The sequence below is a fragment of the Aminobacter niigataensis genome (assembly GCF_946995915.1).
Taxonomy (GTDB): Bacteria; Pseudomonadota; Alphaproteobacteria; order Rhizobiales; family Rhizobiaceae; genus Aminobacter; species Aminobacter niigataensis.
The window spans coordinates 1,151,792-1,167,529 of sequence record NZ_OX341517.1 but is presented as its reverse complement, the minus strand read 5'-3'; the positions used below and the strand labels follow the sequence as shown (position 1 = coordinate 1,167,529).

Annotated in this window: 19 protein-coding genes; 8 read left to right on the top strand and 11 right to left on the bottom strand. The window is 64.5% G+C overall.

What is annotated here, in order from left to right:
- Position 1 precedes the first annotated feature (1 nt).
- On the bottom strand, positions 2-613 hold the full coding sequence (locus O1Y97_RS05575) for a LysE family translocator (RefSeq protein WP_318763392.1): 612 nt from the start codon (positions 611-613) through the stop codon (positions 2-4).
- Between the two features lie 203 nt (positions 614-816).
- Here O1Y97_RS05575 and O1Y97_RS05570 point away from each other — a divergent pair, with 203 nt between their 5' ends.
- A complete protein-coding gene (locus tag O1Y97_RS05570) occupies positions 817-1,131 on the top strand; it encodes a YciI family protein (RefSeq protein ID WP_183262825.1) in 315 nt (104 codons plus the stop codon).
- Between the two features lie 76 nt (positions 1,132-1,207).
- Here O1Y97_RS05570 and typA read toward each other — a convergent pair whose 3' ends face one another.
- The 3 genes from typA to O1Y97_RS05555 all read right to left on the bottom strand — a co-directional run bounded on the left by typA (position 1,208) and on the right by O1Y97_RS05555 (position 6,207).
- Entirely contained in the window at positions 1,208-3,028 is a 1,821-nt protein-coding gene (gene typA, locus O1Y97_RS05565) for a translational GTPase TypA (protein ID WP_108606364.1), read from the bottom strand.
- 132 nt (positions 3,029-3,160) lie between these two features.
- Positions 3,161-4,120 carry a small ribosomal subunit Rsm22 family protein gene (locus O1Y97_RS05560; RefSeq protein ID WP_318763391.1) on the bottom strand — a complete coding sequence of 320 codons (960 nt, stop codon included), beginning with the start codon at positions 4,118-4,120 and terminating at the stop codon, positions 3,161-3,163.
- Positions 4,121-4,152: 32 nt separating this feature from the next.
- Positions 4,153-6,207: a M3 family metallopeptidase gene (locus tag O1Y97_RS05555; protein WP_318763390.1), complete on the bottom strand. Its 2,055-nt coding sequence runs from the start codon at positions 6,205-6,207 to the stop codon at positions 4,153-4,155.
- A 130-nt stretch (positions 6,208-6,337) separates the two neighbouring features.
- Here O1Y97_RS05555 and O1Y97_RS05550 point away from each other — a divergent pair, with 130 nt between their 5' ends.
- On the top strand, positions 6,338-6,814 hold the full coding sequence (locus O1Y97_RS05550) for a MarR family winged helix-turn-helix transcriptional regulator (RefSeq protein ID WP_108606361.1): 477 nt from the start codon (positions 6,338-6,340) through the stop codon (positions 6,812-6,814).
- On the top strand, positions 6,811-8,067 hold the full coding sequence (locus O1Y97_RS05545; protein ID WP_108606360.1) for a multidrug effflux MFS transporter: 1,257 nt from the start codon (positions 6,811-6,813) through the stop codon (positions 8,065-8,067). The genes O1Y97_RS05550 and O1Y97_RS05545 overlap by 4 nt, the downstream gene beginning before the upstream one ends.
- A gap of 2 nt (positions 8,068-8,069) precedes the next feature.
- Here the strand turns inward: O1Y97_RS05545 and O1Y97_RS05540 are convergent, their stop codons facing one another.
- Genes O1Y97_RS05540 through O1Y97_RS05525 form a run of 4 tightly spaced genes read right to left on the bottom strand, consistent with a single transcriptional unit; the run spans position 8,070 to position 10,400 of the window.
- A complete protein-coding gene (locus O1Y97_RS05540) occupies positions 8,070-8,474 on the bottom strand; it encodes a nuclear transport factor 2 family protein (RefSeq protein WP_318763389.1) in 405 nt (134 codons plus the stop codon).
- A gap of 27 nt (positions 8,475-8,501) precedes the next feature.
- A complete protein-coding gene (locus O1Y97_RS05535; RefSeq protein ID WP_318763388.1) occupies positions 8,502-9,254 on the bottom strand; it encodes a DUF429 domain-containing protein in 753 nt (250 codons plus the stop codon).
- A complete protein-coding gene (pdxY, locus tag O1Y97_RS05530; protein WP_318763387.1) occupies positions 9,251-10,138 on the bottom strand; it encodes a pyridoxal kinase PdxY in 888 nt (295 codons plus the stop codon). The genes O1Y97_RS05535 and pdxY overlap by 4 nt, the downstream gene beginning before the upstream one ends.
- 4 nt (positions 10,139-10,142) lie before the next feature.
- Positions 10,143-10,400 (bottom strand): hypothetical protein, encoded by a 258-nt coding sequence (locus tag O1Y97_RS05525; protein WP_055975022.1) that lies wholly within the window; start codon positions 10,398-10,400, stop codon positions 10,143-10,145.
- A gap of 103 nt (positions 10,401-10,503) precedes the next feature.
- On the opposite strand from O1Y97_RS05525, the gene O1Y97_RS05520 reads away from it, so the two are divergent.
- The 5 genes from O1Y97_RS05520 (at position 10,504) to ppa (ending at position 14,145) form a co-directional block, all read left to right on the top strand.
- On the top strand, positions 10,504-11,139 hold the full coding sequence (locus tag O1Y97_RS05520) for a LemA family protein (RefSeq protein ID WP_318763386.1): 636 nt from the start codon (positions 10,504-10,506) through the stop codon (positions 11,137-11,139).
- 222 nt (positions 11,140-11,361) lie between these two features.
- On the top strand, positions 11,362-12,204 hold the full coding sequence (locus tag O1Y97_RS05515) for a TPM domain-containing protein (protein ID WP_318763385.1): 843 nt from the start codon (positions 11,362-11,364) through the stop codon (positions 12,202-12,204).
- A 6-nt stretch (positions 12,205-12,210) separates the two neighbouring features.
- Positions 12,211-12,849, top strand: coding sequence for a TPM domain-containing protein (locus O1Y97_RS05510; RefSeq protein WP_318763384.1), 639 nt, complete (start codon positions 12,211-12,213; stop codon positions 12,847-12,849).
- A gap of 140 nt (positions 12,850-12,989) precedes the next feature.
- The gene (locus O1Y97_RS05505; protein ID WP_055975030.1) at positions 12,990-13,496 is read left to right on the top strand and encodes a GNAT family N-acetyltransferase; all 507 of its coding nucleotides are present in this window, start codon (positions 12,990-12,992) and stop codon (positions 13,494-13,496) included.
- A gap of 115 nt (positions 13,497-13,611) precedes the next feature.
- Positions 13,612-14,145 carry an inorganic diphosphatase gene (gene ppa / locus O1Y97_RS05500; RefSeq protein ID WP_108606355.1) on the top strand — a complete coding sequence of 178 codons (534 nt, stop codon included), beginning with the start codon at positions 13,612-13,614 and terminating at the stop codon, positions 14,143-14,145.
- Positions 14,146-14,208: 63 nt separating this feature from the next.
- Here the strand turns inward: ppa and O1Y97_RS05495 are convergent, their stop codons facing one another.
- The 3 genes from O1Y97_RS05495 to O1Y97_RS05485 form a co-directional block, all read right to left on the bottom strand.
- Positions 14,209-14,814, bottom strand: a complete 606-nt coding sequence (locus O1Y97_RS05495) for a hypothetical protein (RefSeq protein WP_318763383.1) — start codon at positions 14,812-14,814, stop codon at positions 14,209-14,211.
- A 102-nt stretch (positions 14,815-14,916) separates the two neighbouring features.
- Positions 14,917-15,237, bottom strand: coding sequence for a DUF167 family protein (locus O1Y97_RS05490; protein ID WP_318763382.1), 321 nt, complete (start codon positions 15,235-15,237; stop codon positions 14,917-14,919).
- Between the two features lie 10 nt (positions 15,238-15,247).
- The gene (locus O1Y97_RS05485; RefSeq protein ID WP_055975475.1) at positions 15,248-15,538 is read right to left on the bottom strand and encodes a YggT family protein; all 291 of its coding nucleotides are present in this window, start codon (positions 15,536-15,538) and stop codon (positions 15,248-15,250) included.
- Between the last annotated feature and the right edge of the window lie 200 nt (positions 15,539-15,738).

Here is a 15,738-nt window from a genome sequence, read left to right as displayed (position 1 = left end):
ATTACCTCACGGCAATCGCGGCGGCGGCCCCGGCCATCGTCGTCGCACTCACCCGATTGGCGATTCGCATCGCCTGCTGGCTCCTCAAAAGCTTGCGCGCGTGCGCGGCCGCAAACACCCAACAAAGGTCGATGGCGACCAGCACGGCCGCCATGGTCAGCGTCAGTTCCAGCCAGCCGACAACAGTGACGGAAGCGAGGTCGATGATGGTCGGCAGCAAAGCGAGGTAGAACATCATAATCTTGGGGTTGCCCAGCGTCACCGCCATGCCGGCGGCAAATAGCCTGACGGCTGAATCCTGGCGCGGCATCTCGCCTTCACGCGCCTCGACCGGTGCTGTCCACATCTTCCAGGCAAGATAGACGAGATAGGCGACGCCGAGCCATTTCACGACCACGAAGGCCAGGTGGAAAGATTGCGCCACGAAGGCGAGCCCGAACACCGCCAGCGACAGCCAGATCGCCTCGCCGATCCACATCGCCACCAGAAACGGCAGCACGTCGCGGAACCCCTTGGAGATCACCCGTGCAACCAGGGCGGCGATCGACGGTCCGGGCGAACCCGCGGCGACAAGCAGCGCACCGGCAAAGATCAGAAGCGACGTCGGTTCCATCGTCTTTCCCTCAAACTGGCAGCCAGAGCTTATGGCAACGAGCGGAACTTGCAACTGGCGGACGATGGCCGGCCGTAATGGCGCAACTTGATAGAGGGGGACGCCAGGAGGTCTTGCTCGCGACAAGCTTCGGGCGGATGGTTCGTCCTGCGCTGGCAAGATGCCGGGTGGCCGGCCTGTCGGCACGCCACGGGAGATAGATCATGGCCAAGTTTCTCTTCGTCTATCACGGCGGTACGATACCGCAGACCGAAGAAGAAGGCGCAAAGGTGATGAAAGCCTGGATGGACTGGTTCGCCGGTTTGGGTGCCGCCGTCGTCGACGGCGGTGCACCGGTCGGCAAATCCCAGACGGTCGCCGCCAACGGCGCGGTCAGTAATGACGGCGGCGCCAATCCGGTGAGCGGCTATTCGGTGTTCGACGCGAAAGATGCCGCCGACGCCGCGCGCATCGCCAAGGGTTGCCCGATCCTTGCGGCCGGCGGTTCTGTCGAGGTGGCGCCGATCATCGAGATGTGACGCTGGACGCAATCTATCCTGCAAACAAAAAAGGGCGCCTCCAGTGGAGACGCCCTTTTTGATCAAATCTGGTGGCTTACGCCGCGCCCTTCGACTTTTCGAAGCGCTTGCGCTCGTTCGGGTCGAGATAGAGCTTGCGCAGGCGGATGGTCTTCGGCGTCACCTCGACCAACTCGTCGTCCTGGATCCAGGCCAGAGCGCGCTCGAGCGTCATGCGGATCGGCGGCGTCAGGCGCACTGCTTCATCCTTGCCGGCGGCGCGGATGTTGGTCAGCTTCTTGCCCTTCAGCACGTTGACCTCGAGGTCGTTGTCACGGCTGTGGATGCCGATGATCATGCCCTGATAGACCTTGACGCCGGCATCGATGACCATCGGGCCGCGATCTTCGAGGTTCCACATCGCGAATGCCACCGACTCGCCCTGATCGTTGGAGATCAGGACACCATTGGTGCGGCCTGGCAGCTCGCCCTTGTAGGCCTGATAGGAGTGGAACAGGCGGTTCATGACAGCCGTGCCACGCGTATCGGTCAAAAGCTCGGACTGGTAGCCGATCAGGCCGCGCGTCGGCGCGTGGAACACCAGGCGCTGGCGGTTGCCGCCCGAAGGACGCAGCTCGACCATCTCGGCCTTGCGCTCCGACATCTTCTGCACGACGATACCGGCATGCTCCTCGTCGACGTCGATGACGACTTCTTCGACGGGCTCGAGCAGTTCGCCGTTCTCGTCCTTCTGCATGACCACGCGCGGACGCGACACTGCAAGCTCGAAGCCTTCGCGGCGCATCGTTTCGATCAGCACCGCGAGCTGCAATTCGCCACGGCCGGAAACGAAGAATGAGTCCTTGTCAGGCGATTCCTCGATCTTGAGTGCGACGTTGCCTTCGGCTTCCTTGAGCAGGCGGTCGCGGATGACGCGGCTGGTCACCTTGTCGCCCTCGGTGCCGGCCAGCGGCGAGTCGTTGACGATGAACGACATGGTGACGGTCGGCGGGTCGATCGGCTGGGCGGCCATCGGCGCGTTCACTGACGGATCGCAGAAGGTGTCGGCCACGGTGCCCTTCGAAAGACCGGCAATGGCGACGATGTCGCCTGCATGGGCTTCTTCGATCGGCTGACGCTCGATGCCGCGGAAGGCGAGGATCTTGGTGACGCGGCCGTTTTCCAGCAGCGTGCCGTCATGGTGCAGCACCTTGACCGCCTGGTTGGGCTTCAGCGTGCCCGCCGCGATACGGCCGGTGATGATGCGGCCGAGGAACGGATTGGCCTCGAGAATGGTGCCGATCATGCGGAACGGGCCGGGGTTAACCGTCGGCGCCGGAACATGCTTGAGCACGAGATCGAACAGCGGCGCCAGGCCCTGGTCCTTGGGGCCTTCCGGATTCTCGGAAACCCAGCCATCGCGGCCCGAACCGTAGAGGATCGGGAAGTCGAGCTGCTCGTCGGTGGCGTCGAGCGCTGCGAAGAGGTCGAACACCTCGTTGATGACTTCCTGGTGGCGGGCGTCGGGGCGGTCGATCTTGTTGATCACCACGATCGGACGGAGGCCGACCTTGAGCGCCTTGCCGACCACGAACTTGGTCTGCGGCATCGGGCCTTCGGCAGCGTCGACCAGAACGATGGCGCTGTCGACCATCGACAGGATGCGCTCGACCTCGCCGCCGAAATCGGCGTGGCCCGGCGTATCGACGATGTTGATGCGGGTATCCTTCCAGTCGACCGAGGTCGCCTTGGCCAGAATGGTGATGCCACGTTCTTTTTCGATGTCGCCCGAATCCATCGCGCGCTCGGCGACGCGCTGATTTTCACGGAACGAACCGGATTGCTTGAGAAGCGCATCGACCAGGGTTGTTTTGCCATGGTCGACGTGCGCGATGATCGCGATATTGCGGAGGTTCATATGTCTACTCGGGAGCGTTGCGGGCACTGCCTGACGACGCGCCGCGTTTCGTGTGGCCGGGCTCTTACAGCTTTTTTCGCAAATGCGAAAGGGGGGCGGACAAATCGACTGATTTTCCGTGCCCCCGCAAGGTTACAAAATGTCGCCCCAGTCGACCCGGCGCGCCGTCTTGAACAGCTCGCCGTCGCGCTTGGTCAAAAGCTTCTCCTCCACCGAACCGTTGGCCTGGCAGAGTTTGAGCTGGACCTTCCCCGACCCGCCGCGCGCCGGCGCCAGCACCCGGGCGGCAAAGGGTTCAACTGGCGCCCGTGAAGCTGCAAGGAAGATGTATTTCTCGTCTTCCCACGGCACGTCGCCGCGCTTGGTCAGGCGATGCAGGCGCGAGCGCGCCACGCGCCGCGAAAAATGGCACCAGTCGGGCTCGACGATCGGGCAGGTCTGGCTGTGCGGGCAAGGCGCCACCAGATGTGCTCCCAGCTCGATGAGCCGCGACCGCACCACCATCATGCGCCGCCAGCCGGCCGGCGTGCCCGGCTCCACGATCACCAGCAGTCCCGATGCGGCAGCCCAAAGCCGCTCGACCAACGCAAGCCCTTCCGCGGCCGACAGCTCGTCCAGCACATAGGCCAAGGTGACGAGATCGGCTTTTTCCGCCTCGAAGCTCTTGGAGGCATCTGCCGCGCGCCATTCGACCTTATCGACGCCTGAATGTGCGGAAAGCTCCGCGCCGACCTTCCGGATCGACTGGCTGGCCTCCAGCATGAGGGCTTGCGATAGCGAAGGCCAGCAATCCGAAACTGCCCAAAGTGCCGTTCCCGGTCCGGCACCGACATCGAGCAGGCTTTTCGGCGCGAACTCCGGCACCAACTCAGCCGCGCTCTCGAGGCTCGCCCGCACGGCGGCAAAGGTCGCCGGCAGCCGTGTCGCCAGATAGGCGCGCGCAAACATCTCGTCGGACAGGTGCAGGCGCCCATCGCGCGTCTCGGCACGATAGCGCAAGGACAGCGTGTCGGCGGCGCGCTGCAACTCGGCGAGCGGCACGCCTTCCAGTGCACGGTCGACCGCCGCCCGCAATGTTGCTGGTAGTTCCATCTGCCTTCGGGATCCGCGTTAGCTCAGGAGATTCAGGTCAGGCCGCGCTTTTCCATCATCGCTTCGGGCGACGGCATCTTGCCGCGGAAGGCCTTGTAGAGTTCTTCCGGGTCGGCCGAGCCGCCGGCCGAATAGATGTGCTTGCGCAGCTTTTCGGCCATCGCCGGATTGAAGGCGTCACCCGTCTCCTCGAAAGCGGCGAAAGCGTCGGCATCGAGCACTTCCGACCACATGTAGGAGTAGTAACCGGCCGAATAGCCCTCGCCCGAGAACACATGCAGGAAGTGCGGCGTGCGGTGGCGCATGACGATGGCTTCGGGCATGCCGAGCTTTTCCAGCGTCTCCGCCTCGAAGGCCGCGGGCTCCGCCGGCGCATCGGGACGCGCGTGATAAGCCATGTCGACCAGCGCCGACGAGGTGAACTCTACGGTGGCGAAGCCGGCGCCGAACGTCTTGGCCGCCAACATCTTGTCGAGCAGTTTCTTCGGCATCGCTTTGCCGGTCTTGTAGTGCAGCGCGTGCTTTTCGAGCACCGCCGGCACTGTCAGCCAGTGTTCGTAGAGCTGCGACGGCAGCTCGACGAAGTCGCGGCTGACCGAGGTGCCCGACACCGACGGCCAGGTGACGTCGGTGAGCATGCCGTGCAGCGCGTGGCCGAACTCGTGGAACAGCGTCTTGGCCTCGTCGAGCGACAGCAGCGCCGGCTCGCCTGCCGCCGGCTTGGCGAAGTTCATGATGTTGTAGATGACGGGCGTCGAGCCCTTGCCTAGCCTGTGGCCCGATTGCAACGAACTCATCCAGGCGCCGGAACGCTTCGACTGCCGCGCGAAATAGTCGGCCAGAAACAGGCCACGCTTGCTGCCGTCGGCGTTGAACACCTCGAAAATCCGGGCATCCGGGTGCCAGGCGGCAATGCCCGGCTTTTCCTTGAAGGTGACGCCGAACAGCCGCGTCGCCACGTCGAAGCAGGCGTCGATGATCTTTTCGAGTTGGAGATAGGGCTTCAGTTCGGCCTCGTCGAAGGCATATTTCTCCGCCCGCAGCTTCTCCTGGTAGAAGCGCCAGTCCCAGGCGGCGAGCTTGTCGTTGCTGCCAGCCGCTGCCGCCAGCCGCTGCAGTTCGGCCTCGTCCGCGGCAGCCTTCTCGCGCGCCTTGTTCCAGACAGGCTCGAGCAGTTCCATCACCGCCTTCGGCGTCTTGGCCATGGTGTCGTCGAGCTTCAGCGCCGCATAGTTGTCGTAACCCAGCAGCTTCGCCTTTTCAGCGCGAAGGCGAAGCGTATCGCGCACCACGCCGGCATTGTCGGTCGCACCGCCGGTTTCGCCACGTCCGGCAAACGCCCTGAAGGCCTTTTCACGCAGGTCGCGCCGCTCGGAGAAGGTGGTGAAGGGCTCATAGATCGAGCGCGACAGGGTGACGGCATATTTGCCCTTCTGGCCGCGCGTCTCGGCAGCCTGGGCCATCGCGCCGCGCACGAATTCGGGCAAGCCGGCAAGATCCTCCTCGTCGAGGAACAGCACCCATTCCTTTTCGTCGGCAAGCACGTTCTGGCCGAACTTGGCGCCGAGCGACGCCAGTTCCTCCTGGATGGCGGCCAGCCGCTTCTTGCCCTCGGGGTCGAGCTTGGCGCCGGAGCGGACAAAACCCTTCCAGGTCTTTTCGAGCACCCGCAGCGTCTCGGCATCGAGACCGAGCGCCGCCCGGCGGGCGTAGAGATCGTCAATGCGGGCGAACAGCTTCTCGTTCATCGAGATGGCCGAGAAGTGGCGGGCCATCTTCGGCGAGATCTCGCGCTCCATCGCCTGGATCGCATCGTTGGTATGGGCACCGGCCCGGCACCAGAAGATCGACGAGACACGGTCGAGCGCGACGCCTGCCAACTCCAGCGCCTCGAGCGTGTTGGCAACCGTTGCCGGTTCGGCGTTGGCCGCGATCGCGTCGACCTCTGCGGCATGCGCCGCAAGTGCCGTGTCGAACACAGGCCCGAAATCGCCGTCCTCGATCCTGGTGAAATCCGGCAGGCCAAGCGGCCCGGCCCAATGGGTCAGCGGATGACGCGCGAGATCGATTTTTGGGCTGACGGACATGGAATGGCTTCCTCGATTGGCATTCGGTGCGGACGCTTCGATGTAGGGCCGGACCGGAAGCTGCGCAACCGCATTGACTCGCCGCCCATGGTAAACTAAGCAAGCCATATAATAAGGATTGCTTATTAATATGCCCGCCAGCAGCGAAACAGACACGTTCGGCTTCATCGTCAACGACCTGTCGCGCATCATCCGCGCCGAGATGGACCGCCGTACCGGAGAAGCGGGCCTTGGCCTGACCACCGGCGAGGGCCGCGTCCTGTTCAATGTCCGCCGTGCCGGCCCGATCCGCCAGACCGCTCTCGCCGAGCGTCTCGGCATCGAGGCGATGACGCTGAGCGGTCTTGTCGACCGGCTCGAAGGCAAGGGGTATGTCGCGCGCCAGCCCGACCCGGCCGATCGCCGCGCCAAGCTCGTGACGCTGACCGACGCGGGCGCAGCCGTTGTTGCGCAGATCGAACCCATCGCCGCCGGCATCCGCAGCGACGCGGCGCAGGGTATCGATCCCGACGACTGGCAGCGCCTTCTCGTTGCCCTCAGGGCTGCCCGCGCCAATCTGCTGACCTCCCGCTCCGAAGCCCAGTCGACCGAAAGCACGGCGGCATGAACATGCGTCCCGACGTTGCCGCTGCTGCCGAACCGCTGGAAGCCGCCCCCGCTCCGATCATGAGCGAACGCCGGGTTTCCCTGATCGGCGGCCTGATGGTCGCCATCGGCCCGATCTCGCTCGCGCTCTTCACCCCGGCCATGCCCGAGATCGTCCAGGCCTTCGGCACCACCGAGGCGGCGGTCAAGATGACCCTGTCGCTCTATTTCGGCGGCTTCGCCTTCGCCCAGCTCGTCTGTGGCCCGCTTTCCGACGGTTTCGGCCGCCGTCCGATCACCCTCGTCTTCATGGCGATCTATCTCGCCGCATCGGTGCTTGCACTGGTCGCGCCCAACATCGAGACACTGGTCGCCGCACGCTTCCTCCAAGGCGTTGGTGCCGCAGTCGGCGTTTCGGTGGCGCGCGCGGTGGTCCGCGACGTCTTCACCAGCGAGCGCTCTGCCCGCATCATGAACATGATCGGCATATTGCTGGCGCTCGGCCCCGCAATCGCCCCGACACTGGGCGGCCTGACCATGGAATTCTTCGGCTGGCACGCCATCTTCATCGTCATGGTGCTGCTCGGCATCGTCGTCATGCTGGTCGCCATCTTCGCCCTGCGCGAAACGGTGACGCGCGATCTCGGCCGCATCCGCCCGGCAGCACTCGCGAGTTCCTACGGCTCGCTGCTGCGCAGCCCCTACTTCGTCCTGTGCAGCCTGGTCATCGCCGGAACCTCCGGTGCGATCTATACGCAAGCGACGGTGCTTGCCTTCATCCTGATGGACCGTGTCGGCCTGACCGCCACCCAGTTCGGCGTCGGCATGCTGATGCAGACGGCAAACTTCATGGCTGGTGCCCTGATCATGCGCAGGCTGATGCCGCGCTACGGGGCGGCACGCATGGTGCCGGTTGGCCTGTTCTTCGTCGCCGTCGGCTCGATTGCCATGGCCATCGTGCTCAGGACCTACGAACCCACTTTCCTGCGCGTCATGGTTCCGGTCGGCATCTACGCCTTCGGCATTGCCATGGTCATGCCGGCCATGATGACGGCAGCCCTTGCTCCGTTCCCCAGCAATGCCGGCGCTGCCTCGGCGATGATGGGCTTTTTCCAGATGGGTGCGGGTATGGTCGGCGGCGCTGCCGCAGCCTGGATGGGCGATCCGGTCAACGCGCTGGCCACCGTCATTCCGCTGATGGGCCTCACTGCCATCCTGTCATGGTTGACCTGGCGCCGGCTGCCCGAGCCGGCGCTGATGACCCGCCTGAAATAGCCTCAGAACCCGTCACAATTCTCGCCGATGGTCATCTGCGTGTTGGCGACGATGAGGTCGTCCTTGGTGGTGAAGGTCTCGCGCATCGTCATGTCGTTGTTGGGGAAGTCGTAGCAGGTGCGCACGGCCACCGTGTCGCCCATCTCCGCTTCGATCTTGTGGCGGATCGTGGCGCCCTTCACGGCCGACTGCCACTCGTCCATCGAGGCGAGAAATTCCTGCTTGCTCTGGGTCACGCCGATGTCGTCGAGCCGGATCGTGGCATTCTCGGCCAGCAGCTCCGAAAGGGCCGCCCCGTCAGCCTTGAGCAGCGCCGCATACCAGCGGTCGACGATGCTCTCCTGCGCAACCGCACTGACAGTTACCAGCAACGCCAGGGCCGCCGCCATCGCACGAATGGGTCTCATCGCACGCCTCCGTGTCGGATGACGGCATTAAACCCAGATCGCGACAGGAATGCCATGGCTATCCCGCCCGGGCGGCGACGGAAAACTCACCGTTTCTCCGCGCCGATGCCGCTCGGCAATCAGCATCATCGCGCAGGCGTCGAGGAAATCGTCTGTCGCCGCCCCGCGCGGCGGCGCCTGATCGAGAAAACTGCGCTCATGACCGCAGCGTGCCAGCAACGTCTTGCGCTCTGCCATGCCGGCGGGATTGACGCTGCCCTTGATCTTCTTCGGCAGGCCCATCGCCTGTCCGCCGTTCAGCCGCCAGAACGCCACCTCAGGATGCGATTCGATCACCCGCCCGCGCAGTTGCGGCCGGGCGATCATCAGCGCATCGATCTCGCGGATCTTGGAAAAGATACCGAACGCCTGGATCGACACGCCGCGCGGCGGCTCCGACGTTTGCATCGCCACGTCGCTCGACCGGCGATGGGCGGCATACCAGGCCTCGATATCGGTGAAGGCTGCCGCCTCGGCATGGACCGCCGCCCTCGACGGAATCGAAAACACGCTCGATTGCCTTTGACCCAGCAACGGTCGCACCAGCGCCTCCGGCCCACGCCCGCCCTTGGTCGTGAAATCGGGCAGGCCGATCGGCATGTCGACCGACACCACAGTGTCATCGGGCATCGCCGCCAGCAATTCTGCGAAGCTACCGAAGACTTGAGCGTACGTCCCGGCGTCGTTGCGGATCACCGCGATCCAGCCGGCCTTGCAGCCGTCGACGCCGGCAATCGTCACGCCTTGCGGCTCCTGGAGGGGTGGATCAGCGTGCGCAATTCGACCATCGCCATCGGATGCGACAGGCTCTGCGCGTCGGTTTCGAGCTGCAGTTCGTCACCGCCGCGCTTCGACGTGCGGGCGAGAATCTCATAGACTGAAGCAGTGGTAGATTGCAGCGCCTTGGCCGCCGGCTGGCCGGCCAGCAGTCGCGCCAGGAACACGGCGGCGCTCAGGTCGCCAAGCCCGTTCGGAGGCCGTTCGACAGTGCGATGTTCGGCCAGTAGCGCCTGTGTCTGCGTGACCAGCAGGTTGCCGGTGCCGCCAGCCATCATCGCCGGGGCCGAAGTCACCAGCATGGTCGGAGGCGGTGCCGCCAGCGCTGCCGCCATCGTCGCCCGCATGTCGTCGAGCTTGGTGCCAGTCAGCCATTCCAGTTCATAGCGGTTGGGCGTGGCTATGTCGGCCAGCGGCAGCAGCCGGTCGCGAATGCCGGACGCCAGCGCCTCTGCGACGTAGAGCCCGCCGGAATCGCCGATGACGGGATCGCAGACGTAAAGCGCCTTCGGGTTCTTCGCTTTCACCGTCTCGACCAGCGAGGCCACCGCCTCTACCTGGCCGGCTTCGCCGAGATAGCCGGAAAGCACCGCCGTCACCTCGCCCAGCCACGGTGCCCGTTCGAGATCGGCCATGAAGGCGGAAAACTGTTCGGTCGGCGGCACGATGCGCGTAGCCCGGCCATGGCCGGGATGCCACGGCAGCATGACGGTCGGCACCGCCCAGACCGGGTGCCCCAGCGTTTCCAGCGCGAACACCGCCGCACGGTTGCCCACCGAGCCGCGCGCGACATGGCTCGACACGACGATCACCGCGCGTGGCGCGGCTGTCTCGGCTTGAATTGTCATGAAGTCATCCGCCTCGAACGAGATAGTTGATCAGCCACAGCACCAGGCCAACCGTCAGCACGAAGCCGAGGATGCGGCCGATACGCGTTCCCAGATGCTCGATCGGGTCGGCCTTGTCGACATCGGCGGCTGCGAGATGATTGCGCATCTCGTCGGCCTTGCGCGCCACGAAGGAGGCGCCGCCGGGATCGCTCTCGCGCGCGATGCGGTCGAGGATGCGGCGGGATTCCTTTTCGCCGTCGCTGTCTCTCGGCGAAGCCATCGTCAAAACTCTCCCGGCATCATCGCCATGGCGCGAACGGTTTTCTCCGCGCATGTTTGTGATAATGCTGTGCTATCAGTCGCTTTGTCGAGGGGACATTCCAATGCAGATGCAAGCTTCGCCGGCACTTCCTTCTTTCCGCCTTCTCCCGGCGTTTCTCGTTTTGATGCTTGTCGTGCCGTTCCTGTCGGCCTGCGGCTACAACACCATCCCGACCCAGGAAGAGCAGGCCAAGGCCGCATGGAGCGAGGTGCTAAACCAATATCAGCGCCGCGCCGACCTCATCCCTAACCTGGTCGAAACGGTGAAGGGCTACGCCTCGCATGAAAAGGATGTGCTCGAAGGCGTCGTCGAGGCCCGCGCCAAGGCCACCCAGGTCACCGTCACGCCCGAGACGCTGACCGACCCCAATGCCTTCAAGGCCTTCCAGGAAAACCAGGCCGGCCTGACCAGCGCGCTGTCGCGCCTGCTCGCCGTCGTCGAGAACTACCCCGACCTCAAGGCCAACCAGAGCTTCCTCGCCTTGCAGGCGCAGCTCGAAGGCACCGAAAACCGCATCGCCGTTGCCCGCCGCGACTACATTGAGACCGTTCGCGTCTACAACACCTCGCTCAAGACCTTCCCGGCGATGCTTTGGAACACCTTCTGGTTCCGCAACGAGCCGTTCCAGAACTTCACCGTCGCCGAAGACAAGCTTGAGGCGCCCAAGGTCAACTTCGGCACCAAGCAGGGCGGGTGAGGACGATAAGCATCGCTGGACCTCTCCGGTAAAGTTGCAGAAATGATCTTGAGCGCGGGCGTCTGGTCACCCCCCTCTGGCCGGCCGGCCATCTCCCCCGCAAGGAGAGAGATTGGCAGCGTCGGCTGTGACGCTGACCTTTCAAATTTTTTGATTGGCGCGGGCCGTGCGGCCGGCTGATCTCTCCCCTTGCGGGGGAGATGGCCGGCCGGCCAGAGGGGGGTGCTCAGACACGTCCTTGCCCTTGCTGCCCTCGTTCTTCTCTTGTGGGTTCCAGTAACCGCCGTCGCCGCCGAGTTACCCGCCCTCACCGGTCGCGTCGTCGACGATGCCGGCATCATCGATGCCGCCACCGAGGCCGAACTTGTCCAGAAGCTCCAGGCTTTCGAGCAGAAGTCTTCCGACCAGATCGTCGTCGCCACCATCCCCAGCCTCGACGGCGAGGAAATCGAGCCCTACGCCAACCGCCTGTTCCGCGCCTGGAAGCTCGGCCAGGCCGGCGAGGACAACGGCGTGCTGCTGCTCGTCGCGCCCAACGACCGGCGCATGCGCATCGAGGTCGGCTATGGCCTCGAAGGCGTGCTGACCGACCTGCACACCAAGCTGATCATCGAAAACACCATGGTGCCGGCCTTTCGCGGTGGCGATTTCTCCGGCGGCATCTCCAGCGCCGTCGACGATATCGTCATGGTGGTCGAGGGTGAAGGTGCCGAGCTCGAGGCGCGGGCAAAACGCAACGAGCAGACCGGCCTGTCGGGCATGAGCGAAGACGACATCATCTTTTTCGTCTTCATCGCACTGTGGGCAGCTTTGTTCTTTGGCGGCATGGCCATGGCCATCTTGCCGCGCATCTATGGCCGCAAGCTGGGTCCTGGCCGCTACGAATGGCTGGGCATGACCTTCAACTACAACCAGCGCTCCGGCTCCTCGTCTCGCGGTAGCTGGACGTCGGGCGGAGGTGGCTGGTCTTCGGGCGGCGGTGGCGGCGGATGGTCGTCGGGTGGGGGCGGCTTTTCCGGTGGCGGTGGCTCCTCCGGCGGCGGCGGCTCTTCGGGAAGCTGGTAGGACGAAATGGCTGAAGCTACCCTCAATTCCGGCGACCATGAACGCATCGCAGCGGCTATCCGTGCTGCCGAAGCCGAAACGTCGGGAGAGATCTACTGCGTCGTCGCCCGCCGCAGCGACGGCTATTTCTTCGCCGCGGCCTTCGCCGTCACTTTGGGCATCCTTCTCGTCAGCCTCGCGGCGGCTTTCGCGCTCGAATATTGGTGGGTCGCGGTCCGGCTGCCGCACTTCGTCGTCGTCCAGTTGCTGGCGGTCGCCGCCGCCTGCGCATTGCTGTGGTGGTTGCCCGGCTTGCGCCTCTGGCTGGTGCCGCGCCGGCTGCTCTGGCGCGCGGCCCATGCCAATGCGCTCAGGCAGTTCCTCGCCCGCAACGTTCATCTGACCAGCGAACGCACCGGCGTGCTGATCTTCGTTTCGCTTGCCGAGCGCTATGCCGAAGTCGTCGCCGACGCCGGCATCAACGCCAAGGTGCCGCAGGACACCTGGGACGGCATCGTCCGCGATCTCACCACCCAAGCCCGCGACAACCGCCTCGCCGACGGTTTCGTTGCGGCCATCGCCACTGTCGGCGGCCTGCTGTCCCGGCATTTCCCCGTGTCGACAACCGACGTCAACGAACTCGACGACCACCTCGTCGAAATCTGACGCGTCCGGCGTCAAGCGCCGACTGCTGAGTCCATTCGGACACACTGGGCGCCGATCTCGTTCCCAATCCTGTGAAAGGCCGGCCAGCGCGTCGGCGGACTCTTTGCAACGGCCGAAACGCGGTTTATGGTTAAGAAACTATGAACACGCTGACAATCGACATCAGGAAGGCCGAGCCCCGCGACGCGGATGCCATCGCCGAAGTGCATCACGAAGCTTGGCGCGGCGCCTACTCCGGTATCATCCCGCACCGCGCCCTGACCGCCATGATCAACCGCCGTGGCGGCGAATGGTGGGCCAACGCGATCCGTCGCGCCGCCACCGTTTTGGTCATCGAAATCGGCGGCAAGATTGCCGGCTATGCCACGCTCGGCCGCAACCGCGCCCGCGAACTCAAGCAGCAGGGCGAGATCTACGAACTCTACCTGCGCCCCGAATGCCAGGGCATCGGCCTCGGCAGCCGCCTGTTTGCTGCTGCCCGCCAGCGCCTCGCCGACCACGGCCTCAAGGGCATGGTGGTCTGGGCGCTCGAGGAAAACGAGAACGCCTTGTCCTTCTATGCCGGTGCCGGCGGCCGCGACATCGCCGAGGGCGTCGAAGTCTTCGACCAGAAAGCGCTGAAGAAAGTCGCGTTCGTCTGGGAGTGACCCCGGCGCGGCAGGCTTGTTGGGCCCGCCACTGACCTTTGGTCGAATCAATATTGCATTGCACACGCGGCCCAACGCGTTTATCGGGAGGCACCTTTAATCTGGAGCTTCCCTCATGCGCATCGATGCAATCGCGATCGGCAAGAATCCACCCGAAGACGTCAACGTGATCGTCGAGGTGCCCGTTGGCGGGCAGCCGATCAAGTATGAGATGGACAAGGAAGCCGGCACGCTGGTGGTCGACCGTTTCCTCTACACCCCGATGCACTATCCGGGTAACTACGGCTTCGTGCCGCATACGCTTTCCGGCGACGGCGATCCGATCGACGTGCTGGTCTGCAACACCCGCCAGCTGATCCCCGGCTGCGTCATCAATGTGCGCCCGATCGGTGTGCTGGTGATGGAAGACAATGCCGGCCAGGACGAGAAGGTCATCGCCGTGCCCTCGCCCAAGCTGACCCGCCGCTACGAGGACGTGTTCGAATACACCGACCTGCCCGAGATCACGCTCAAGCAGATCGAGCACTTCTTTGCGCACTACAAGGATCTCGAGCCCGGCAAGTGGGTCAAGATCGAAGGCTGGCACGATGCCGCCTACGCCAAGAAGATGATCGTCGAGGCGATCGAGCGCGCCAAGCAGAAGGCCTGAGGCCTTTCGCTCCGAGCCGTAGCCGATCAAATCCCGGGCGCGGGTGGTCCAGCCGTCCGCGCCTTAATTCGCCGCCTTGTCGACCGAGATGAATTCGGGAATGAGCTCGCCGATGAGCACGCGCTCATCGGCCCCGCAGGCAAAATCGCGGGCCTGCTCGTCGGCGATCTTGCGTGCCAGGTCGTTGGCATTGGGCTTTCCTGTCGCCAGCACCAGCCCGACCGCGCAGCCATCCGCCTTGCCCGGCTGGCCGACCTTCGCCACCACCAGCACTTCGATCTGCTTGGCCTCGCTGGCTTCGTCCTGCACGTACCAGCGGTGAATGGTCGCGAACGGCACCGACAGCCCGTCATGACTTGAGATGCGCCATTCGATCTTGCCGCCGGTCGAGTTGAAGGTGCCGAAGCTCTGCCACGGCACGCCGTCGAGCTTGGCGGGCGGGAAGCCGTAGAACATCGACACCCTGAGATCGCCGGTGAACATCAGCACCGGATATCCGCGATATCCGGGACAGGCGAAATTGGCGAAATCGCCATCGTCGGCCCCGGCCTTCTCGTAGGTGACGCAATCCTGCTCGGCCCTGATCTCGGTATAGGCGCTCGAGATTTCTTCCGCCGCCGCCATGTGCCACGGCACCACCAGCGCGATTGCGAGAACCAGCCTGCGCATCTTAGCCTCCCCGGGGATGGGCGATGGCCACATCGGCCCCGCCGGCGGCGTCACGCCGCTGGCCGCGAGTATGCCGCGCGGCAGCCCTTCGATCCAGAGATCTCAGTCTTTTCGTCCCGCCAGCCGGGCGAGCCTGGGTTCGAGGTCGCCCGGCGTACCGGCAACCCGCACCGTCTTCAGCCGAGAGGTACCACCGGCAATCACCGCGATCGATTTCTTGGGCATGTCGAGCGACGCAGCCAACAGCTTTTCCAGCGCGGAATTGGCCTCGCCCTTTTCGGGCACGGCGCGTACGCGCGCCGAAAGACGGCTGCGCCTGTCGGCGGTCGTCTCGATACCTTCGACCGCATCCTTCGCGGCACGCGGCGTCAGCCGCACGAACAACTCGACACCGTCACGGCATTCCCTGAAGAAGCCGGACACCGCCGGTTGCTCAGATGACGAGCGGCAGCACGGTGGTCAGGATGAACTGGCGCACGAAGAACAGCAGCAGCAAAAGGATGATCGGCGAAATGTCGATGCCGCCAAGATCGGGCATGAAGCGGCGGATCGGCTTCAGCGCCGGCTCGGTCAGGCGGAACAGCATGTTGCCGATGGTGCCGACGAACTGGTTGCGCGAGTTGACGACGTTGAAGGCATAGAGCCAGGAGAAGATCGCCGAGGCGATGATGATCCACCAGTAAAGGTCGAGGGCCAGAACGATCGTCTGAATGAGGGCGAGCATGCCGTTCTCCAATGTGTTGCCGACATTTAGCCATTGCACGCTTTTGCGGCAAGCCCCGGTCGTCTGGCCGCATCGATCGAGGCGCCGAGGTCGAGCGAATGCGCCGCGAAGGATCAGGCCTGAGCAAGACCACGGAGCAAAGGTCCTCCCGGCGAAGGATGAATGCCGGCGCTGGAAAGGACCTGGTCAAGCAACGGGAG